Origin of the sequence: Comamonas sp. F1-6 (genome assembly GCF_039581415.1) — a bacterium.
Taxonomy (GTDB): Bacteria; Pseudomonadota; Gammaproteobacteria; order Burkholderiales; family Burkholderiaceae_C; genus Comamonas; species Comamonas thiooxydans.
This window is the reverse complement of record NZ_JBCPWN010000002.1, coordinates 261,905-281,857: the sequence shown is the minus strand read 5'-3', so window position 1 is coordinate 281,857 and position 19,953 is coordinate 261,905. Positions and strand designations below refer to the sequence as shown.

Here is a 19,953-nt window from a genome sequence, read left to right as displayed (position 1 = left end):
AAATGTGAGCTTTCAGCGCTTGATAGCTGTTGATTTCGGCTAATTTATTGTTTGAAATCAATGAGCTAATGGCGCGGCATGCTATTGTTTTAGTTGCAAGTGCGAAAGGCCTGTCTGCCGGGCTTTGCGCCAGTGAAATCAGTGCGGGTATTGCAGGCTAAACGCTTGACGCACAAAGGATTTCCTGCGACAATCTCCTGCTTCACGTTTAAAAGCGTGGAACTTTCTGCCCAGCGGGAAGCCCTCCGGAATGGTCCGGAAGGTGGACGACGGGCCCAAGACTGACCGGCTGCTTGATCAGCCCTTGAGAAGACTCTGGGGCTGTCGAGCGTTGCTGGAGCAAGTTGGGAATATTGAAATGATCCAAACAGAATCTCGGTTAGAGGTTGCCGACAACACCGGCGCGAAGTCTGTTCAGTGCATTAAGGTGCTGGGCGGTTCTCATCGTCGCTACGCAAGTGTTGGCGACATCATCAAGGTGAGCGTCAAGGAAGCAGCTCCTCGTGGTCGCGTCAAAAAAGGCGAGATCTACAGTGCTGTGGTGGTGCGCACCGCCAAGGGCATCCGTCGTGCAGACGGTTCGCTCGTGAAGTTCGACGGCAATGCCGCCGTGCTGCTGAACGCCAAGCTGGAGCCTATCGGCACCCGCATCTTTGGCCCCGTGACTCGTGAACTGCGTACCGAAAAGTTCATGAAGATCGTGTCGCTGGCCCCTGAAGTTCTCTAAAGGAATAGCACCATGAACAAGATTCGCAAGGGCGACGAAGTTATCGTGTTGACCGGCCGTGACAAGGGCAAGCGTGGCGTGGTTTCTCTGCGCAAGGATGACTCCCACGTGATCGTGGACGGTGTCAACCTGGTCAAGAAGCACACCAAGCCTAACCCCATGAAGGGCACCACCGGCGGTATCGTGGAAAAGGCCATGCCTATCCACCAATCCAACGTGGCTATCTTCAATGCAGCGACCGGCAAGGCCGATCGCGTGGGCATCAAGGTGAACGCCGACGGCACACGTGTTCGCGTGTTCAAGTCCAATGGCGCTGAAATCGCCGCCTAAGGAGTAACACATGGCACGACTGCAAAAACTCTATCGCGAAAAGATCGCGGCTGAACTGAAAGAAAAGTTCGGCTACACCTCCGCTATGGAAGTGCCCCGTCTGACCAAGATCACTCTGAACATGGGTGTGAGCGAAGCCGTGGCCGACAAGAAGGTGATGGACAACGCCGTGGCTGACCTGACCAAGATTGCTGGTCAGAAGCCTGTGGTGACCAAGGCCAAGAAGGCTATCGCTGGTTTCAAGATCCGCGAAGGCCAAGCTATCGGCTGCATGGTGACCCTGCGTGGCGTTCAGATGTACGAATTCCTGGACCGTTTCGTGACCGTGGCTCTGCCCCGCGTGCGTGACTTCCGTGGTATCTCGGGTCGTTCGTTCGACGGTCGCGGCAACTACAACGTTGGCGTCAAAGAACAAATCATCTTCCCCGAAATCGAGTACGACAAGGTGGACGCTCTGCGTGGTCTGAACATCAGCATCACGACAACAGCGAAGAACGACGAAGAGTGCAAGGCACTGCTCGCCGCTTTCAAATTCCCCTTCAAGAACTGAGGTGGCGCATGGCTAAAGTAGCAATGATTCAGCGCGAACTGAAGCGCGAAAAGCTGGCAGCCAAGTATGCTGCCAAGTATGCAGAACTGAAGGCAATCGCCGGCGACGTGAAGCGTTCCGACGAAGAGCGCGACGCCGCTCGCCTGGGTCTGCAGAAGCTGCCCCGTAACTCGAACCCCACTCGCCAGCGTAACCGTTGCGAGATCACTGGCCGTCCTCGCGGTACCTTCCGCCAATTCGGTCTGGGTCGTGCCAAGGTGCGTGAATTGGCCTTTGCTGGCGACATCCCCGGTGTCACCAAGGCCAGCTGGTAAGCAAGCAGGAGAGATTAAACATGAGCATGAGTGATCCCATCGCTGACTTGCTGACCCGCATCCGCAATGCACAACTGGTCTCCAAGGCCATTGTGTCGGCTCCTTCCTCCAAGGTGAAGGTTGCCATCGCACAAGTGCTGAAGGAAGAAGGCTATATCGACGGCTTCGAAGTGAAGTCCGAAGGTGGCAAGTCCGAACTCGAAATTACCCTGAAGTACTACGCCGGTCGCCCTGTGATCGAGCGTATCGAACGTGTGAGCCGTCCCGGCCTGCGCGTGTACAAGGGTCGTCACGCAATTCCTCAGGTCCAGAACGGCCTGGGTGTGGCCATCGTCACTACTCCCAAGGGCGTGATGACTGATCGCAAAGCACGTGCTGCCGGTATCGGCGGTGAAGTGCTGTGCTATGTGGCCTAACGGACATTAAGGAGAAATACTGAAATGTCTCGCGTAGCAAAAGCTATTGTGACCATCCCCGCAGGTGTGGATGTGTCCATCAACGCTGAAACCATCAAGGTCAAGGGCAAGGGCGGCGATCTGTCGCTGGCTCTGAACGGCCTGGTGACCATCGGCAACAACGACGGCAAGCTGTCCTTTGCTCCCGCCAACGATTCCCGTGAAGCTGACGCTCTGGCCGGTACCATCCGCCAGCTGGTCAACAACATGGTCAAGGGCGTGACTGAAGGCTTCGAGAAGAAGCTGACGCTGATTGGCGTGGGCTACAAGGCCGCTGCACAAGGTTCCAAGCTGAACCTGGCTGTGGGCTTCTCGCACCCCGTCAACTTCGAGATGCCTGCCGGCATCACTGTCGCTACCCCCACTCCGACTGAAATCGTGATCAAGGGTGCTGACCGTCAAGTGGTCGGTCAATTGGCTGCTGAGATCCGTGCCGTTCGTCCTCCCGAGCCTTACAAGGGCAAGGGCATTCGCTATGCGAATGAGAAGGTCGTGATCAAAGAGACCAAGAAGAAGTAAGGAGCTGCATGATGTTGAACAAGAAAGAGCAGCGTCTGCGCCGTGCCCGTCAGACTCGCATCCGCATTGCCCAGCAAGGCGTTGCACGTCTGAGCGTGAACCGCACCAATCTCCATATCTACGCCTCCGTGGTTTCGGAAGACGGCACTACTGTGCTGGCTTCGGCCTCCACTGCAGAAGTCGAAGTGCGTTCGCAACTCGGCGCCGCTGGCAAGGGTGGCAATGTGGCCGCCGCCACGCTGATCGGCAAGCGCATTGCTGAGAAGGCTAAGGCTGCTGGCGTTGAGAAAGTGGCTTTCGACCGCGCCGGTTTTGCATACCACGGCCGCGTGAAGGCTTTGGCAGAAGCCGCTCGCGAAGCGGGCCTGCAGTTCTAAGCGGAGCGGATACAAATGGCTAAATTTTCCCCCAAAGTGCAAGACGAAGGTCGTGACGACGGTCTGCGCGAAAAAATGATCGCGGTCAACCGCGTCACCAAGGTTGTGAAGGGTGGTCGTATTCTCGGCTTCGCTGCACTGACCGTGGTTGGCGACGGTGACGGTCGCGTTGGCATGGGTAAGGGCAAGTCCAAGGAAGTGCCTGCTGCCGTGCAAAAAGCGATGGAAGAATGCCGTCGCAACCTGATGAAGGTTGCACTCAAGAGCGGCACCATTCACCACTCGGTGAAGGGCCATCACGGCGCTGCCAAGGTCGAGCTGCACCCAGCTCCCAAGGGTACCGGCATCATTGCTGGCGGCCCTATGCGCGCTGTTTTTGAAGTGGTGGGTATCACCGACATCGTGGCCAAGAGCCATGGTTCGTCGAACCCCTACAACATGGTTCGCGCAACTTTCGACGCTTTGAAGAACTCCACGACCCCTGCGAACGTGGCAGCAAAGCGCGGCAAGTCGGTCGAAGACATCTTCACCGCCTGATCGGAGTCCAGCACATGACAACACAACAAACTGTCAAGATTCAGCTGGTTCGTAGCCCCATCGGCACCAAAGAGTCGCACCGTGCGACTGTGCGTGGCCTGGGTCTGCGCAAGCTGAACAGCGTCAGCGAACTGCAGGACACTCCTGAAGTGCGCGGCATGATTAACAAGATCGCCTACTTGGTGAAGGTTCTCTGAAAGGATTGATGATGGAACTCAATAGCATCAAGCCTGCAGACGGCGCCAAGCACGCCAAGCGTCGCGTGGGTCGCGGTATCGGTTCTGGTCTGGGTAAGACTGCCGGTCGCGGTCACAAGGGTCAGAAGTCGCGTTCGGGTGGCTACCACAAGGTGGGCTTCGAAGGCGGTCAAATGCCTCTGCAGCGTCGCCTGCCCAAGCGTGGCTTCAAGTCGCATCTGCTGAAGTTCAATGCAGAAGTGACCCTGTCCGAGCTGGATAAGCTCGGCCTGGCCGAAGTCGATCTGGCTGCTCTGAAGCAAGCCGGTCTGGTTGGCTCTATCGCTAAGGTCGTGAAGATCATCAAGAGCGGTGAACTGACTAAGGCTGTCAAGCTCAATGGTATCGGCGCTACCGCCGGTGCCAAGGCTGCCATCGAAGCTGCCGGTGGCAGCATCGCCTGATTAAAGTTCTGAAAGAAGACATCCGTGGCTACTAGCGCAGCTCAAATTGCAAAGACTGGAAAATTCGGCGACCTGCGTCGTCGTCTGGTTTTTCTGTTGCTTGCGCTGGTCGTATACCGCATCGGGGCGCATATCCCCGTTCCGGGCATCGACCCAGCGCAGCTGCAGCAGCTGTTCTCTGGCCAGCAGGGCGGCATTCTCAATCTGTTCAACATGTTCTCGGGTGGAGCGCTCTCGCGCTTCACAGTGTTCGCACTGGGGATCATGCCGTACATCTCGGCATCGATCATCATGCAGCTCATGACCTATGTGGTCCCGACATTCGAGCAGATGAAAAAGGAAGGTGAAGCGGGTCGTCGCAAGATTACCCAGTACACCCGCTACGGCACTCTGGGCCTGGCGCTGTTTCAGTCCTTGGGAATTGCTGTTGCCCTGGAAAGCTCCGCAGGCTTGGTTCTGAACCCTGGTTTTGGCTTCCGCATGACTGCGGTGGTCAGTCTCACGGCCGGTACCCTGTTCCTGATGTGGCTCGGTGAACAGATCACTGAACGTGGTCTGGGCAACGGTATCTCGATACTGATCTTTGGCGGTATCGCCGCAGGCCTGCCGAGCTCCATCGGCGGTCTGCTGGAACTGGTGCGCACCGGTGCCATGAGCATTCTGGCGGCAATCTTCATTGTTCTCGTTGTGGCAGCCGTGACGTATTTCGTCGTGTATGTCGAACGAGGTCAACGCAAGATCTTGGTGAATTACGCACGCCGACAAGTCGGCAACAAGGTGTACGGTGGTCAGTCTTCGCACTTGCCACTGAAGCTGAACATGGCAGGTGTGATTCCTCCCATCTTCGCTTCGTCGATCATCTTGCTGCCCGCTACGGTGGTGAATTGGTTCAGTGCAGGAGAATCCATGCGCTGGCTGAAGGATATTGCGAGCACGTTGACCCCTGGTCAGCCAATCTATGTCATCCTTTATGCTGCCGCGATCATTTTCTTCTGCTTCTTCTATACGGCCCTGGTTTTCAACAGCCGGGAAACTGCCGACAACCTGAAGAAGAGTGGCGCTTTCATCCCCGGGATTCGTCCTGGCGAACAGACAGCCCGCTACATTGACAAGATTCTGGTTCGCCTGACCCTGGCTGGCGCGATCTACATTACCTTCGTGTGCTTGTTGCCCGAATTCCTGATCCTGAAGTACAACGTTCCGTTCTACTTCGGTGGTACATCGTTGCTGATCATTGTGGTCGTGACAATGGACTTCATGGCGCAAGTGCAGAACTACGTGATGTCGCAGCAATACGAGTCGCTCCTGAAAAAAGCGAACTTTAAGGCTGGTATTTGATGACAAGGCTGCCCAAGGGGGCAGCCTGCCAAAAGTTAGTAGACGCCCATCGATCTATCGCGGGCAATGTTTCCCGGTCGATAGGCCGATAGTGGATGGAAAGTTTTAGGAGAAAAGAATGAGAGTTTCGGCTTCGGTCAAGAAAATCTGCCGTAACTGCAAGATCATCCGCCGCAAAGGTGTTGTGCGCGTGATCTGCACTGACCAGCGCCACAAGCAGCGCCAAGGTTGATTGAAAGCATTAGAGGACTAATATGGCACGTATTGCTGGCATTAACATCCCGCCGCACAAGCATGCTGAAATCGGCCTGACTGCCATCTATGGCATCGGTCGCACTACAGCTCGCAAGATCTGCGAAGCATGCGGTATCGAGTATTCCAAGAAGGTCAAGGACCTGACGGACGCTGATCTGGAAAAGATCCGTGACTTCCTGAATCCCATGACTCTGGAAGGTGATCTGCGTCGCGAAACCACGATGAACATCAAGCGCTTGATGGACATCGGTTGCTACCGCGGTTTCCGTCATCGTCGCGGCCTGCCCATGCGCGGTCAACGTACCCGCACAAACGCCCGTACTCGCAAGGGTCCGCGCAAGGGTGCTGCGGCTCTGAAGAAATAAGAGATTGAAAGATCATTATGGCTAAGTCTCCCGCAAACAACGCAGCTGCTCGCGTTCGCAAGAAGGTCCGTAAGAATATTTCTGACGGCATCGCGCACGTGCACGCTTCGTTCAACAACACGATCATCACCATCACCGACCGTCAAGGCAACGCTCTGTCGTGGGCTTCGTCGGGTGGCCAGGGCTTCAAGGGTTCGCGTAAGTCGACTCCCTTTGCTGCTCAGGTTGCTTCGGAAGTGGCCGGTCGTGCTGCTATCGAACAGGGCATCAAGAACCTGGAAGTCGAAATCAAGGGTCCCGGTCCTGGCCGTGAATCCTCGGTTCGCGCCCTGGGTGCTCTGGGTATCCGTATCACTTCCATCTCGGACGTGACTCCGGTTCCCCACAACGGCTGCCGCCCTCAAAAGCGTCGTCGTATCTAATTTTTTATCAAGCCCACCGCCGCCCAGGTGCATTTGCATCGCGGGCGGCTCCCGTGTTTGCGCACGGTAGATGACACAAAGGAAATCAAGTGGCACGCTATATTGGCCCTAAGGCAAAACTCTCCCGCCGCGAAGGCACCGATCTGTTCCTGAAGAGCGCACGTCGCTCCATCGCAGACAAGGCAAAGTTCGACACCAAGCCTGGTCAGCATGGCCGCACTTCCGGTCAGCGCACTTCCGACTACGGTCTGCAACTGCGCGAAAAGCAGAAGGTCAAGCGCATGTACGGCGTGCTGGAGAAGCAATTCCGCCGCTACTTCGAAGCTGCTGACCGCAAGCGTGGCAACACTGGTGCCAACCTGCTGTCGCTGCTGGAATCGCGTCTGGACAACGTCGTGTACCGCATGGGCTTCGGCTCCACTCGCGCTGAAGCACGTCAGCTGGTGTCGCACAAGGCTATCACTGTGAACGGCCAGTCCGTGAACATTCCTTCTTTCTCCGTGAAGGAAGGCGACGTGGTTGCCCTGCGTGAAAAGTCCAAGAAGCAAGCTCGCGTGGTCGAGGCTCTGCAACTGGCTGCTCAAGTGGGCTTCCCCGCATGGGTTGAAGTGTCTGCTGACAAGGCAGAAGGTACTTTCAAGAAGTCTCCTGACCGCGATGAATTCGCAGCTGACATCAACGAATCCCTGATCGTTGAGTTGTACTCGCGTTAATCTTTAGCAGCGACATTTCTGTAAACCGTCCCCACGGCGCGAGGCATCGCGCCGTGGGTGCTTCACCAGCCTTACCGGTGTAACGAGCCGAGGGTATTGAGAGGAAGTCTGCATGCAAACGAATTTGCTGAAGCCCAAGACAATCAATGTCGAGCAACTTGGTCACAACCGTGCCAAGGTTGTTCTGGAGCCGTTTGAGCGTGGCTACGGTCATACGCTGGGCAATGCCCTGCGCCGTGTTCTGCTCTCCTCCATGGTGGGTTACGCAGCGACGGAAGTGACGATTGCTGGGGTGCTGCATGAGTACTCCTCCATCGACGGTGTCCAGGAAGATGTGACCAACATCCTGCTGAACCTCAAGGGTGTGGTGTTCAAGCTGCACAATCGTGACGAAGTCACCCTGAGCCTGCGCAAGGATGGCGAAGGTGTTGTCACTGCCCGTGACATTCAGACCCCCCACGACGTAGAAATCGTCAACCCTGATCATGTGATCGCCCATCTGTCGCAAGGCGGCAAGCTGGACATGCAGATCAAGGTGGAAAAGGGCCGCGGCTATGTGCCCGGCAACGTGCGCCGCTACGGTGACGAATCGACCAAGTCGATCGGCCGTATCGTGCTCGACGCTTCGTTCTCGCCCGTCAAGCGCGTGAGCTACGCTGTCGAATCCGCACGTGTGGAACAGCGTACCGATCTGGACAAGCTGGTTCTGGAAATCGAAACCAACGGTGCCATCACCGCTGAAGACGCAGTGCGTGCATCCGCCAAGATCCTGGTGGAGCAGCTGGCAGTGTTTGCCCAGCTCGACGGTGGCGATATCGCCAGCGTGTTCGACGCTCCTGCCGGTGGCCGCGGCGCTGCCACGTCGTTCGATCCCATCCTGCTGCGTCCTGTGGACGAGCTCGAGCTCACCGTGCGTTCTGCCAACTGCCTCAAGGCAGAGAACATCTACTACATCGGTGACCTCATCCAGCGTACCGAAAACGAGCTGCTCAAGACTCCCAACCTGGGTCGCAAGTCGCTCAACGAGATCAAGGAAGTTCTGGCTTCCCGCGGTCTGACTCTGGGCATGAAGCTTGAAAACTGGCCACCCGCTGGCCTGGAAAAGCGTTAATTGCTACAATAGAAGACTTTGCTGGAGTTGATCCGGCAAAGTCCAAGTGCCTCGGGCAGTACCTGATACGGCTGCCTGATTTAATTTAGAAAAGATCTCCGGATAAAAACGGGGAGCAAAGGAAAAGCACCATGCGTCACGGCAACGGCCTCCGCAAACTGAACCGCACTTCTGCACACCGCAAGGCAATGCTGCAGAACATGATGAACTCGCTGATCGAGCACGAAGCAATCAAGACCACGGTCCCCAAGGCCAAGGAACTGCGTCGCGTCATCGAGCCCATGATCACTCTGGCCAAGGTTGATACCGTGGCTAACCGCCGTCTGGCTTTCGACCGTCTGCGCGACCGCGACAGCGTGACCAAGCTGTTCAACGTGCTGGGTCCCCGCAACGCTCAGCGTCCCGGTGGCTACACACGTATCCTGAAGATGGGCTTCCGCGTGGGCGACAACGCTCCCATGGCCTATGTGGAGCTGGTCGAGCGCGCTGAAGAAGCCGCTGCAGCAGCTGAATAAGCCAGGGCAGGCTGCAAAGCCTGCTATAATTTGGAAATACCGCGCGATGGAGCAGTCTGGTAGCTCGTTGGGCTCATAACCCAAAGGTCGGAGGTTCAAATCCTTCTCGCGCAACCAAATTGAAAAGGTCACGACAATGTCGTGACCTTTTTTTTGTCCATTTTCCATTGAAGGGCGGCAGCGCTGGTATCAGCCCGTCATCCCTCCCGGCGCTGTGCCCGAGCGCCGGCTCAAATGCTCGCGCACCCGGCTGGCGATCACCTGGGCGATTTCCGGGCTCAGCACCTCGCTGATATGCAGTACCTCGGTGTAGTGCAGATAGAGCAGGCCGCGCAAGGTCCTGAATGCCGTCTCATGTTCGGCACCGCAGATGCCGGCATCGTTGGCCAGCACGCGTTCGACGGCACCGGGGTCGAGCAGCCGGATCTTGCAGATAGCAGCCTGATGCAGTATCGCTAGATCTATTTCTTCAAGGCGGCTTTCCCATTCATCGGGCAGGAATCGGTTCGCTGGCATTTAGAGTGTCTCTCCTGCTGAATCCATGGGCATGTGCCCAATGCTTGAATACTGGCATGTACGAGGTCTTGCCATCGGTTTTGCTTCTGCAAGTCTTGCCGTCGATCAAACTTTGGCAACGTAAAAGTCGGCCTGGAGTCGAAGCCATGCGGCACTGCATCATGATGCCAGTCTGTGACCCGAGCGCCAATGTCCGTCGGGGACTCCTGGCTTTTGCTGAGCTGAGGTATGGTGTCTCGATGCGCTGCAGGTAAAGAAAAGGACTTCTATGTTCGAGAAGATCGTCTCGATGTTCCGTTACTTCAAATCGGTCGTTCCATTTCGGGTCGTGCCTGCACTGATTTCCACCCTGGTTCTGACCGGTCTGCTGCTGACGCCGGTGCCTGCGGGACTGGACAGCAAGGCCTGGCAACTGGTGGCCATCTTTCTGACGACCATCGTGGCGATCATCCTCAAGGTCATGCCCATAGGCGTGATGGCATTGATGGCGATTGTCATCGTGTCGCTGTCTCAGGTGACCTCCAGTTCGTCCAAAGGTGCGATCACGGATGCGCTGAGCAGCTTTGCGAATCCCCTGATCTGGCTGATCGTGGTGGCGGTTCTGATCTCGCGCGGTCTCAAGAAGACGGGGCTCGGCAACCGCATCGGATTGCTGTTCATTGCGCTGATGGGCAAGCGCACCATAGGCATAGGTTACGGACTCGCGATCTGTGAGCTGGTACTGGCCCCGTTCACACCCAGCAACACGGCACGCGGTGGCGGCATCGTGCACCCGATCATGAAGTCCATCGCCAACGCCTTTGAATCGGACCCGGCCAAGGGAACGCAAGGCAAGGTCGGGACCTATCTGGCACTGGTCAACTACCACTCCAACCCGATCACCTCGGCCATGTTCCTGACCGCTACGGCGCCCAATCCTCTTGTTGTGGACCTGGTGGCCAAGGCTACGGGTCAGTCCCTGCACCTGAGCTGGACAAGTTGGGCTCTGTACATGCTGCTGCCAGGGCTGCTGTGTCTGCTGTTGATGCCGCTGGCGATCTATCTGCTGTCGCCACCCGAACTCAAGGCCACGCCCAATGCCGTGGAGTACGCGCGCGCCGAGATGGCAGGCATGGGCCCGCTGTCAGGCAAGGAGCGCGTGATGCTCGGCACTTTCGGCGTGATGCTGCTGCTATGGGCGAATGTGCCGCAGATGCTGTTCGGCCCGGCGTTCACGCTGGACCCGACCGTGGTGGCTTTTCTCGGTTTGTTCGCCCTGATCATCACGGGGACCATCGATTGGGATGATGTGCTGTCCGAGAAAAGCGCCTGGGACACCTTGATCTGGTTCGGTGCCCTGGTCATGCTGGCCGAGCAGCTCAACAAGCTCGGTGTGGTCGCCTGGTTTGCCGAGGGCTTGAAGAGCGCCATCGTCGCCAGTGGCCTGGACTGGCTGCCCGTGGCTGCCATTCTGGTGGGCGTCTTCGTCTTCTCGCACTATCTGTTTGCCAGCACCACGGCCCATATCAGCGCCATGATGCTGGCCTTTCTGACTGTGGGCGCGCAGTTGATCCCGGCTGACTACGTCGTCCCCTTCATGCTGATGATGACGGCCGGTTCGGCCATCATGATGACGCTGACGCACTACGCGACCGGAACATCGCCCATCATCTTCGGCAGCGGCTATGTGACTCTGGGTGTCTGGTGGCGCGTGGGGGCCGCGATGTGCGTGCTGGAGTTGCTGATCTTTGCTGTCGTCGGCAGCGTCTGGTGGAAGCTGCTGGGGCTGTGGTGAGCTGCGCTGTCAGCTGCTCGTGCGCAGGGGCTCGCCCAGCGACAGCATGAGCCGGTTGGCCCAGTTGAAGAAGGCCGTGCCGTGAAGCGCATCGGAGATGGCTGCATCGTCGAGACCGGCGGCGCGCAGCGCATCGATATGACTGGACTCCAGTGCGGGCGGCGTCTGCGTCAAGGCCACGGCGGCGGCAACGATGGCATTCCAGCGCGAGCCCAGGTCGGTGCCCGGACCTTCATCGAGCAGGCGCTGCACATCGGCGGCGCGGTGCGAGAAATGCGTGGCAAAGCGCGCATGTACTGAAGCGCAGTAGATGCAGCCGTTGGTGCGTGAGGTTGCAGCTGCTGCCAGTTCGCGCTCGGCGCGCGGCAGGCCGGCGTCGGGGTTGTAGAAGATGTCCTTGTCGGTACGAGTGCGTGCTCCCAGCGTGTCGGGGTCGCGCGCCAGCAGCCGGAAATAGGGTGAACGCGCGCGCGCTGCGTCCACCAGGCCCGCATGGTGGCGCTCGCTCAGCTCGCTCTCCTGCAGCGGAGCTATCCATGGCTGCCAGTCGAGCTGTTCCTGGGTGAAGACCTGAGGGGAGGTGTTGTGCGTGGTGGTCATGGCTGGGCTTGCAGGGCGAGGGTGGAAGATGCCGTGGTGACTGCTGCTCTTGCGCCAAGCACGCGCAGCCCCGCCACGAGGCGGATCTGGAAGGACAGAAAAGAGGCGAGCTGGGACAGGATGACGATATCGGTCTCGCTCCAGCCGGCCTGCTGCAGAGCCAGCAAGGCCTGGGCACTCGCATCGCGTGGGTGGTAGGCCAGCAGATGGACATGGGCCAGCGCGGCGCTCAGGCGGGGGCCCAGCAAAGCCGCATGAGCCGGGTCCACGGCGTAGCTGGGGCCGCTCTGGTCCTCGCGGCTTAAGGGGCCGGCCGGATAGATCCCGTAGGGGCCGTGCGGACCGCTGCCGGGCTGCAGGCTGGCAGCGCGCCCGCGCACCACTTCCGAGCTCACGGCATCGGCCAGATCGGCATCCTCGGCCGCCAGGGCGCGTGTGTAGAAGGCCGTGCTGCGTGGCTCGCCGTGCAGGCCTGCCGTGAAGGCGGCCAGTGTCAGGCGCTCGCGCAGCGAGACGGTTCCTGCAACCGGCTCGGCGGGGGTGAATAGGGCGGCAAAACTCTGCTGGGCCTGGGTGCGTGCCTCGCTGCGATGGCGGCGCACCTGATCCAGCGTGCTGCCGGCAGCGATATCGGCGAGATGGTCGATTACATCTTCGGGAAAGCGGGTCTGTGCGGTGTTGCTCATGGTCATGCAGCTTGAAGCAGTTCGGTCCGGACTAGGGGGTGGGAAGCGCCGGTGAGGGCCTCGTTGCGGCGCCAGCCCAGAGCTGGTGCCACGACGGCTGCCGTCAACTCGATGGAGCGCAGAATGGCCTGGTGCGGCGGGTCGATGGAGTGAACCTGGAACACGATGTCGGTGGCTTGCGTCAGCGCCGTGTCGGCGCGCAGCGAGGCGATCACCTCCTCGGGTGTTCCCACATGCACGTCGTAGGCTTCAATGAGCTGCTGCAGCGGCGCCTGCGGATCGACGCGCGTTGCCCATTGCGTGGACGCGGATGAAGCCAGGGCCGCATGACGCTGGGCCGCGCGGCGCAGACCAGCCTTGGCCCATTGCAGTGCCTGGGCGCGCTGGTCGGAAACCAGCAGGGTGCGCGAAGCCAGGATGCGCGGTGCGCGTCCTGCGGGCAGGGCCGCGAGATAGGCTTCGATGATGGGGTTCTGTATCTCGGACAGCGTGGCGCGGGGGCGGCCTTCGGGTCGGGGCTGTGTGCGCGAGAGCATCAAGCCGTCCCCGTTGGCACCGGCGCGTGCACCGCCCTCGACCGAGAACGTGGCCTGCCAGACGCGCTCCAGCAACTGCGGGGCTGCGGGGTACAGGCGCACGCCGCCTGCCAGCTCGCGCCCGGCCCAGGCATCCCTCAGCACGGCGAAATTGCGCGCAAAGACTGCGCCGCGCTCGCTGCCTGTGACGCCGAAGGCCTCGAAGGACTCCGCCGTGCCGCCTGTGCCCAGGCCCACCTCGAGGCGGCCGTTCGAGAGCAGGTCCAGCACGGCCGCATCCTCGGCCACGCGCAGCGCGTTTTCCAGCGGCAGCGTGACCACGCCCGTGCCCAGGCGGATGCGCCGCGTGCGGGCCGCCACATGCGAGAGAAAGACAAAGGGTGAGGGCAGGCCGCCCTCGCTTTCGTGGAAATGATGCTGGGCGATCCAGGCCGAGTCGAAGCCCTGGGCTTCGGCATGGGCAATCTGCTCGGTGACCAGGCGGTAGCGTTCGCCGGCCGGTACCTCATCGAGCAGGCGGCTGAAGAAGCCCAGGCGCGGGGTCGGGCGCGCGCGAGCAAGAGTGTCAGGCGGGGTGGGGGACAAAATCAATGCTCCTTTTGCCGGGAATGGCGTCCATGAGTTCGCGCGTGTAGTCGCTGGTGGGGCGCAGGAACACGTCCTCGACGCTGCCCGCGTCCACCACCTTGCCTGCGCGCAGCACCGACACCGTGTCGGCGATCTGGCGCACCACGGCAAGGTCGTGCGAGATGAAGAGATAGCTCAGACCCAGGTCCTGCTGCAGCTGCGCGAGCAGGGCGAGGATCTGGGCCTGCACGGTCACGTCCAGGGCCGAGACGGCCTCGTCCAGCACCACCACCTCCGGTTGCAGCACCAGGGCGCGTGCAATCGCCACGCGCTGGCGCTGGCCGCCCGAGAGCGCATGCGGGCGCCGTTCGAGCACGGCGGCCGGCAGGCCCACGCGCTCGAGCATGTCAAGCACGCGCTGGCGGCGCTCCTGGGGCGGCAGCGGCTCGAAGTTGAGCAGCGGCTCCTCGATGATGTCGAAGACACGCTGGCGCGGGTCCAGCGAGCTGAACGGGTTCTGGTAGACCAGCTGAACCTTGCGCCGCAGCTGGCGCAGGGCCTCGCCGCGCAGGCCCGTGAGTTCGGCGCCGGCGATGCGGATGCGACCCGATGTAGGGCGTGCCAGGCCCACGATGTCGCGTATGGTCGTGGTCTTGCCCGAGCCCGATTCGCCGACGATGGCATGCGTGGAGCCTCGGCGCAGGCGCAGCGACACGCCGTCCACGGCGCGGAAAATGCCGCGCCCCTGGCTGGGGGCTTGGAAGTCGTGAACAAGGTTCTCGACCTCGATGGCCCAGTCCTCGGTGGCAACCGCCGTCTCAGGCGGTGTGCGACGGGGGGCGGGCGTGAGCGAAGGTGCGTCCGACAGCAAGCGGCGTGTATAGGCGCTTTGCGGATGGCGCAGAAGCTCCAGTGTCGGGCCTTGTTCCTGGATGCGACCGCCCTGCATGACGATGAGGCGATGCGCGCGGTCGGCCGCTACGCCCAGGTCGTGGGTGACCAGCAGCACGGCGGTGCCGGTTTCGCGGCGCAGCTCGTCGATCAGATCCAGGATGCGCCGCTGTACCGTGACATCCAGCGCGCTGGTGGGCTCGTCGGCGATGATCAGCGCAGGCCGCAGCGCGATGGCGATGGCGATCAGCACGCGTTGGCGCATGCCGCCCGACAGCTCGTGCGGATACTGGCGCGCGCGCAGGGCGGGCTGGGACAGGCCCACGCGGGTCAGCAGGTCGATCACGCGCGCCTCGATGGCAGAGCGGTCGCGCAGGCCGTGAATGCGCAGGATTTCGCCGACCTGGTCGCCCACGGTGCGCACGGGGTTGAGCGAGGTGGTCGGATCCTGGGGCACCAGGCTGATCACGCGGCCGCGAATGTTGTTCCAGCGCGCAGCACTCCAGTCCGAGACCTCGGTGCCTTGCAGCCGGATGCTGCCTTGCTCGCGGCGCCCGTTGTCGGCGAGCAGCCCGATCACGGCCTGGGCCGTGGTGGTCTTGCCAGAGCCCGATTCACCGACCAGGGCCACGACCTCGCCGGGGGCCACGGAAAACGACAGGCCGTGGACCACGCGCTGTTCCCGGCCGCTGTGGTCGCGGTAGGCGATGACCAGGTCCTGGACTTCGAGCAGCGGGGCGGCGGCAGGGATTGCAGTGGCGGGGCGGTCTTGCAGCAGGGTGCTCATGCCGGCCTCCGCGCGAAGGAGGCGCCGATGCGGTTGGCGGCCAGAACCACGGCCACCACGACCAGGCCCGGCGCCGTGGTCAGCCACCAGGCGGTGGCGATGTAGTTGCGCCCTTCGGCGATCAGCAGGCCCCATTCGGGCGTGGGCGGCGGTGCGCCGTAGCCCAGAAAGCCCAGTGTGGAAATCGACAGGATGGCCGAGCCGAACTGTAGCGCGGCCAGGGCCACCACCGAGGTCAGCGAATTGGGCAGCACATGGCGCCACAGCACGGCCGCAAAGCGTCCGCCGCTGCCGAAGGCCGCCTCCACATAGTCCGAGCGGCGCACGCGTACCACCTCGGAGCGCACCAGGCGCGCGAAGCCGGCGACGGATGCCACCCCCACGGCGATGGCTGCATTGATGGTGCCAAAGCCCAGCAAGATGATGATGGTCAGCGACAGCAGCAGCGAGGGCACGGCCAGAAGCACGTCGACGAGGCGCATCAGCGCGTCATCGACGCGGCCGCCCGCTGCACCGGCCAGCAGGCCGATCAGCGTGCCCGCCATCAGGCCCACGGCCACGGCCAGGAAAGCGCCCGACAAGGAGTGCACGGAGCCATGCACTACGCGGGCCCAGAGATCACGCCCCAGCGCATCCGTGCCCAGCCAGTGCGCGAGGCCGGGCTCCAGCAGTTGCTGGCCGGCCTGGCCGACGACGGGGTTCTGATGGGCAAACCAGCCCGGAACCAGGGCCCACAGCGCGGCCGTGGCAATCACCAGCCAGGCCAGGGCCAGCGTGGGCGGCAGGCGCCTGAACCTTTGCAGATCGATCAGGACGTGGCGAAGGCTTTTTGCGGCCTGTGCCGGTGCCGGCGGGGGCGCCAGCCTGGGCGCTGCGGTGGAGGCGACGCCGGATGCCAGTTGCTTGGGAATGGCGGTCGAGACGGCGGTGTTCATGCCCGGTTCTCCACAGAATGACGCAAACGAGGATCGAGCAGCGGGTAGAGCAGGTCCACGGCGAGGTTGATGAGCACGAAGGCGGCGGCCGAGACCACGACCACGGCCTGGAGCACGGCCGTGTCCTGGTTGCCCACGGCCTGCTGGGTCAGCGTGCCCAGGCCGTTGAGGCCGAACACGGCCTCGGTGACCACGGCGCCGGCCAGCAGCTCGCCGAACAGCACGCCGGCAATCGTCAAGGTCGGCAGCAAGGCATTGCGCGCCACATGGTGCAGCAGTACCCAGGCGCGAGAAGCGCCCTTGGCGCGCGCCACGGCCACGAAGGGCTGGGCCAGCACGGTGTCGATATTGCGCAGCAGGATCTGGGCCAGCGGCGCCGAAATCGGGACGGCCAGCGTCAGCGTGGGCAGGACCAGGCCTTCCCAGGGGCCGGGATTGATGACGGGAATCCAGCCCAGACGGAAGGACAGCACCTGGATCAGCATGATGCCCAGCCAGAAAACGGGCACGGAGACGAAGACCGAGGGCAGGGCTTGCAGGGCATTGCGCAGCCAGGCCAGCGGCGCGAGGCTGGCCGCGGCCGCCAGAGCGATGGCCAGCAGCGCCGCCGTGGAAAAGCCCAGGGCCGCCAGGCGCAGCGTGGGCGGCAGACTGGTGGCCAGGCCCTGGCTCACGGGCACGCCGGCCTGCAGCGAGTAGCCGAAATGGCCCGTGAGGAACTGAGCCAGCGTGTGCAGGTATTGCTGCCAGACGGGCTGGTCGGCGCCATAGGCGGCGCGGATGTCGGCGATTTCCTGCGGGCCCAGGCCCAGCTCGGGGTTCAGGAACTTGATCAGTACGGCATCGCCCGGCAGCAGCTGCAGCAGGATGAAAGAGGCCGTGAAAGCCGCCCACAGCACCAGGGCGGCCTGTGCGATGCGGCCAAGCAGATAGCGGCGTGGCATGGGTGCGCCTCCTTAGTCGGTGCGCTCTCAGCGCTTGGCCAGCCAGGTGCTGTAGAAGCTGGGGCGGCCCACGGCCTCGAAGCCCACCTCACGCACCCAGGTCGCACCCGCGAAGGCCTGGGGCTCCTCGAAGATCGGGATCACATAGGCCTGATCGATCAGATAGTTCTGCACCTCGCCGGTCAGCGCGAGACGCCGGTTGGCATCGGTCTCGGCCGCGATGGCATCGAACAGGCGGTTGAGCTTGCCGTCCTCGAAGGATTTGACCTTCTGGCTCACGCCGCCTTTTTGCAGCAACACATTGCGGTTGCTCGGGTAGTAATTGCTCTTGATCACGTCGGGATCGGCGCGGCCCACCATGCCCGGCAGCACGCCGGTCTTGTCGGGGTCCAGTGTGTCCACCGTGCGGCTGCCCGAGTCTCCGGCCAGCACATTGAGCTTGATGCCCAGCCTGGCCCATTGCTGGGCCACGAGCTGCAGGGTTTCCTTGTTCTGTGGCTGAGGCAGGGATTCGTAGGTCGAGAGCACGAAGTCCTGACCGTTCTTCTGGCGCAGGCCGTTGGCGCCCAGGCTCCAGCCGGCCTCGTCGAGCAATTGTCTGGCCCTGGCCTCGTCAAAGACCAGCTTGGCCGACAGGTCCACATAGCCGGCTGCCGTGGAGGCGATCACCGAACGTGCCTGCGGGTAGCGCGGCGAGAACAGGGTTTCGACGATCTCCTTGGTATTGGTGCCATGCAACAGGGCCTGGCGCACCTTGAGGTCGGCCACCAGGGCGTTGTCGGGACGGATGGCGATGCTGTTGTTCACGCCGCGCGTGGACGGCGCGTAGATGCTGAACTTCTGTTGCTCCACGCGCTTTTCGTCATAGGCCTGGACCTGGCGGATGAAGCCGGCCTGGCCGGCCAGCAGTGCGCCTATGCGCACGCTGTCCTCGGGTGTGACGATGAACTTGACTTCATCCAGGCGTGCGCGGCCCTGGTGGGCCAGCCTGGCGGGGCCCCAGGCGTAGTCCTGGCGTGCCTTGAGCACCAGCTCCTTGCCCAGGGTCTCGCTGGCCACCACGAAGGGGCCCGAACCTATGATGCGCGTGGCATCGCCAAGCTCCTCGAACGGACGATCCAGCGTGGCCGGCGAGACCAGGCCCGAGCCGATCACCGAAGTGCCCTGGAGAAAGCCCGGCGAGGGCTTTTTGAAGAAGAACTTCACGGTCAGCGGATCGACGACTTCGCTGCGTTCGTAATTGTTGATGACCTCGGAAACCGGCTGCTTGAGCGCCTTGTTGCCCAGACCGTAGGTATCGAAGTTGCGCGCCACGGCGGCCGCGTCCAGCGGTGATCCGTCCGAGAAGCTCACGCCGGAGCGCAGCTTGAAGCTGTACTCGGTGGCATCGGCGTTCACGGTCCAGGATTCGGCGATCCAGGGCTGGATCTCCAGCGTCTCGGGGTCCTGGTAGGTCAGCTTGTCCGTGATCTGGTTGAGCACGCCGCCGTTGGGATAAAAGCCGCCGGCAGGCGGATAGAGGTTGGTGTGTGCCTGCTGTTCGAGATAGACCAGGGTGCCGCCCTGGACCGGTTCCGCCGAGGCGCCGGCCTGGGCCGTGCCTGATTGCCTGGAGCAGCCGGCCAGCAGCATGCTGCCCGTCAGTACCGCCACTGCGGCCCATAGGGCGCGGCGTCGGGCCGGCTTGTTCACCGGCTGTTTTATCGATGGATCCGTCTGCGAAGGGAAAAACACGTTCATACCTCGTCGCCGCATGGCGTTGAAAACTCAGGCGCCGGACGCATCGCCGCAGCGACCGACCGGATTCATGGTTCTCATGCTATCGACACCAAATATTCGTGTTCATATATTGAGTAGCATCGTTATGCGAAAAACAACTAAGAGGTGCGAGGTCGCATATTTGCAAAGCGCATAAGCGCAGACGAATTCCTTTGTTGGCCCGGCGCGCCGATCTCACAACAATGGCCTGGCATTCCTCTATCGAAAGCCCGCTCATGAGTCATCTCAACGAATATCTTTCCGAAAAACGCGCGGCCGTGCTGGCACGCAGCGCCGCCATCGAGGCGGGTACGGCCCAGGCCGCCAGACTCAAGGCCAGCGTGCGTGCCGAGGGGCGCAGCGGCGTGCGTCGTCTGCGCATCCGCGAACACCAGGTCATCAGCGACAGCCCGCCCGACTTCGCGGGCTACAACCTCGGTCCGAGCTCGCCCGAGCTGCAACTGGGCGTGCTGGGCACCTGCGTGACCCATATCTTTCTGATCCAGGCGGCCGAGCGCCAGGTGCCGCTGGAGAGCCTCGAAGTCGAGGTCACGGGCGTCATAGACCCGCGCGGCGGCAAGCCCGGCCATGAGGCGACGCCGATCTGGCCGCACGATATCGGCTATACCGTGCATATCGATTCGCCAGCCAGCCGCACCGAGATCGATGCGCTGTTCGAGGCCGTGGAGCGAAGCTGCCCCATCCTCAACCTGCTGCGCAACCCCCAGTCCATCCGCGCCGAGGTGCGCCATACCGACTCCAGCGCGCCCGAGCGCCTGGCGGCCTGAGAA

27 protein-coding genes and 1 tRNA gene are annotated in these 19,953 nt (G+C 61.7%); 20 read left to right on the top strand and 8 right to left on the bottom strand.

Going from position 1 to position 19,953, the window contains the following annotated elements:
• Positions 1-358 precede the first annotated feature (358 nt).
• The 18 genes from rplN (at position 359) to AAIL66_RS03465 (ending at position 9,285) form a co-directional block, all read left to right on the top strand.
• Positions 359-727, top strand: a complete 369-nt coding sequence (gene rplN, locus AAIL66_RS03550) for a 50S ribosomal protein L14 (RefSeq protein ID WP_003050500.1) — start codon at positions 359-361, stop codon at positions 725-727.
• Between the two features lie 12 nt (positions 728-739).
• Entirely contained in the window at positions 740-1,057 is a 318-nt protein-coding gene (gene rplX / locus AAIL66_RS03545; RefSeq protein WP_003068411.1) for a 50S ribosomal protein L24, read from the top strand.
• Positions 1,058-1,067: 10 nt separating this feature from the next.
• Complete coding sequence (gene rplE, locus AAIL66_RS03540) at positions 1,068-1,607, top strand: 50S ribosomal protein L5 (protein WP_003050507.1); 540 nt, start codon at positions 1,068-1,070, stop codon at positions 1,605-1,607.
• An 8-nt stretch (positions 1,608-1,615) separates the two neighbouring features.
• The gene (gene rpsN / locus AAIL66_RS03535; RefSeq protein ID WP_003050509.1) at positions 1,616-1,921 is read left to right on the top strand and encodes a 30S ribosomal protein S14; all 306 of its coding nucleotides are present in this window, start codon (positions 1,616-1,618) and stop codon (positions 1,919-1,921) included.
• A gap of 20 nt (positions 1,922-1,941) precedes the next feature.
• Positions 1,942-2,337, top strand: a complete 396-nt coding sequence (gene rpsH, locus AAIL66_RS03530; RefSeq protein ID WP_343496015.1) for a 30S ribosomal protein S8 — start codon at positions 1,942-1,944, stop codon at positions 2,335-2,337.
• A gap of 24 nt (positions 2,338-2,361) precedes the next feature.
• A complete protein-coding gene (rplF, locus tag AAIL66_RS03525) occupies positions 2,362-2,895 on the top strand; it encodes a 50S ribosomal protein L6 (protein ID WP_003068417.1) in 534 nt (177 codons plus the stop codon).
• An 11-nt stretch (positions 2,896-2,906) separates the two neighbouring features.
• On the top strand, positions 2,907-3,272 hold the full coding sequence (rplR, locus tag AAIL66_RS03520) for a 50S ribosomal protein L18 (RefSeq protein ID WP_003050513.1): 366 nt from the start codon (positions 2,907-2,909) through the stop codon (positions 3,270-3,272).
• A gap of 15 nt (positions 3,273-3,287) precedes the next feature.
• Positions 3,288-3,809, top strand: coding sequence for a 30S ribosomal protein S5 (gene rpsE, locus AAIL66_RS03515; RefSeq protein ID WP_003050515.1), 522 nt, complete (start codon positions 3,288-3,290; stop codon positions 3,807-3,809).
• 14 nt (positions 3,810-3,823) lie between these two features.
• Entirely contained in the window at positions 3,824-4,006 is a 183-nt protein-coding gene (gene rpmD, locus AAIL66_RS03510) for a 50S ribosomal protein L30 (RefSeq protein ID WP_003050517.1), read from the top strand.
• Between the two features lie 11 nt (positions 4,007-4,017).
• Complete coding sequence (gene rplO, locus AAIL66_RS03505; protein WP_003050519.1) at positions 4,018-4,449, top strand: 50S ribosomal protein L15; 432 nt, start codon at positions 4,018-4,020, stop codon at positions 4,447-4,449.
• 24 nt (positions 4,450-4,473) lie between these two features.
• Positions 4,474-5,787 (top strand): preprotein translocase subunit SecY, encoded by a 1,314-nt coding sequence (gene secY, locus AAIL66_RS03500; protein WP_003050520.1) that lies wholly within the window; start codon positions 4,474-4,476, stop codon positions 5,785-5,787.
• 118 nt (positions 5,788-5,905) lie between these two features.
• The gene (rpmJ, locus tag AAIL66_RS03495; protein WP_003050535.1) at positions 5,906-6,019 is read left to right on the top strand and encodes a 50S ribosomal protein L36; all 114 of its coding nucleotides are present in this window, start codon (positions 5,906-5,908) and stop codon (positions 6,017-6,019) included.
• Between the two features lie 22 nt (positions 6,020-6,041).
• A complete protein-coding gene (gene rpsM / locus AAIL66_RS03490) occupies positions 6,042-6,407 on the top strand; it encodes a 30S ribosomal protein S13 (RefSeq protein WP_003068424.1) in 366 nt (121 codons plus the stop codon).
• A 17-nt stretch (positions 6,408-6,424) separates the two neighbouring features.
• Complete coding sequence (gene rpsK / locus AAIL66_RS03485) at positions 6,425-6,829, top strand: 30S ribosomal protein S11 (protein ID WP_003050538.1); 405 nt, start codon at positions 6,425-6,427, stop codon at positions 6,827-6,829.
• An 89-nt stretch (positions 6,830-6,918) separates the two neighbouring features.
• A complete protein-coding gene (gene rpsD / locus AAIL66_RS03480; protein WP_003068426.1) occupies positions 6,919-7,542 on the top strand; it encodes a 30S ribosomal protein S4 in 624 nt (207 codons plus the stop codon).
• 112 nt (positions 7,543-7,654) lie between these two features.
• Entirely contained in the window at positions 7,655-8,653 is a 999-nt protein-coding gene (gene rpoA / locus AAIL66_RS03475) for a DNA-directed RNA polymerase subunit alpha (RefSeq protein ID WP_003050542.1), read from the top strand.
• A gap of 131 nt (positions 8,654-8,784) precedes the next feature.
• Positions 8,785-9,168, top strand: a complete 384-nt coding sequence (gene rplQ, locus AAIL66_RS03470; RefSeq protein ID WP_003050544.1) for a 50S ribosomal protein L17 — start codon at positions 8,785-8,787, stop codon at positions 9,166-9,168.
• Positions 9,169-9,208: 40 nt separating this feature from the next.
• Positions 9,209-9,285: transfer RNA gene (locus AAIL66_RS03465), tRNA-Met, on the top strand.
• 72 nt (positions 9,286-9,357) lie between these two features.
• On the opposite strand, the gene AAIL66_RS03460 is transcribed toward AAIL66_RS03465, so the two are convergent.
• Positions 9,358-9,684, bottom strand: a complete 327-nt coding sequence (locus AAIL66_RS03460) for a hypothetical protein (protein WP_034355023.1) — start codon at positions 9,682-9,684, stop codon at positions 9,358-9,360.
• A gap of 268 nt (positions 9,685-9,952) precedes the next feature.
• Here AAIL66_RS03460 and AAIL66_RS03455 point away from each other — a divergent pair, with 268 nt between their 5' ends.
• On the top strand, positions 9,953-11,458 hold the full coding sequence (locus tag AAIL66_RS03455) for a DASS family sodium-coupled anion symporter (RefSeq protein ID WP_034377341.1): 1,506 nt from the start codon (positions 9,953-9,955) through the stop codon (positions 11,456-11,458).
• A gap of 9 nt (positions 11,459-11,467) precedes the next feature.
• Here AAIL66_RS03455 and AAIL66_RS03450 read toward each other — a convergent pair whose 3' ends face one another.
• The 7 genes from AAIL66_RS03450 to AAIL66_RS03420 are packed head-to-tail and all read right to left on the bottom strand — an operon-like array spanning position 11,468 to position 19,144.
• Positions 11,468-12,058: an alkylhydroperoxidase domain protein gene (locus tag AAIL66_RS03450; protein ID WP_034395849.1), complete on the bottom strand. Its 591-nt coding sequence runs from the start codon at positions 12,056-12,058 to the stop codon at positions 11,468-11,470.
• The gene (locus AAIL66_RS03445; protein ID WP_034355015.1) at positions 12,055-12,750 is read right to left on the bottom strand and encodes a CMD domain protein; all 696 of its coding nucleotides are present in this window, start codon (positions 12,748-12,750) and stop codon (positions 12,055-12,057) included. Before AAIL66_RS03445 ends, AAIL66_RS03450 begins: the two co-directional genes overlap by 4 nt.
• The gene (locus AAIL66_RS03440; RefSeq protein ID WP_343496014.1) at positions 12,747-13,865 is read right to left on the bottom strand and encodes a putative FMN-dependent luciferase-like monooxygenase; all 1,119 of its coding nucleotides are present in this window, start codon (positions 13,863-13,865) and stop codon (positions 12,747-12,749) included. The genes AAIL66_RS03445 and AAIL66_RS03440 overlap by 4 nt, the downstream gene beginning before the upstream one ends.
• Positions 13,846-15,525 carry an ABC transporter ATP-binding protein gene (locus AAIL66_RS03435; RefSeq protein ID WP_343496013.1) on the bottom strand — a complete coding sequence of 560 codons (1,680 nt, stop codon included), beginning with the start codon at positions 15,523-15,525 and terminating at the stop codon, positions 13,846-13,848. The genes AAIL66_RS03440 and AAIL66_RS03435 overlap by 20 nt, the downstream gene beginning before the upstream one ends.
• Positions 15,522-16,460, bottom strand: a complete 939-nt coding sequence (locus AAIL66_RS03430) for an ABC transporter permease (RefSeq protein ID WP_343496012.1) — start codon at positions 16,458-16,460, stop codon at positions 15,522-15,524. Before AAIL66_RS03430 ends, AAIL66_RS03435 begins: the two co-directional genes overlap by 4 nt.
• Positions 16,457-17,404: an ABC transporter permease gene (locus tag AAIL66_RS03425; RefSeq protein WP_003050560.1), complete on the bottom strand. Its 948-nt coding sequence runs from the start codon at positions 17,402-17,404 to the stop codon at positions 16,457-16,459. The genes AAIL66_RS03430 and AAIL66_RS03425 overlap by 4 nt, the downstream gene beginning before the upstream one ends.
• 27 nt (positions 17,405-17,431) lie before the next feature.
• The gene (locus AAIL66_RS03420) at positions 17,432-19,144 is read right to left on the bottom strand and encodes a TIGR04028 family ABC transporter substrate-binding protein (RefSeq protein ID WP_187771834.1); all 1,713 of its coding nucleotides are present in this window, start codon (positions 19,142-19,144) and stop codon (positions 17,432-17,434) included.
• Positions 19,145-19,365: 221 nt separating this feature from the next.
• Between AAIL66_RS03420 and AAIL66_RS03415 the strand changes: the two genes are divergently transcribed.
• Entirely contained in the window at positions 19,366-19,950 is a 585-nt protein-coding gene (locus AAIL66_RS03415; RefSeq protein ID WP_187771833.1) for an OsmC family protein, read from the top strand.
• Positions 19,951-19,953 lie beyond the last annotated feature (3 nt).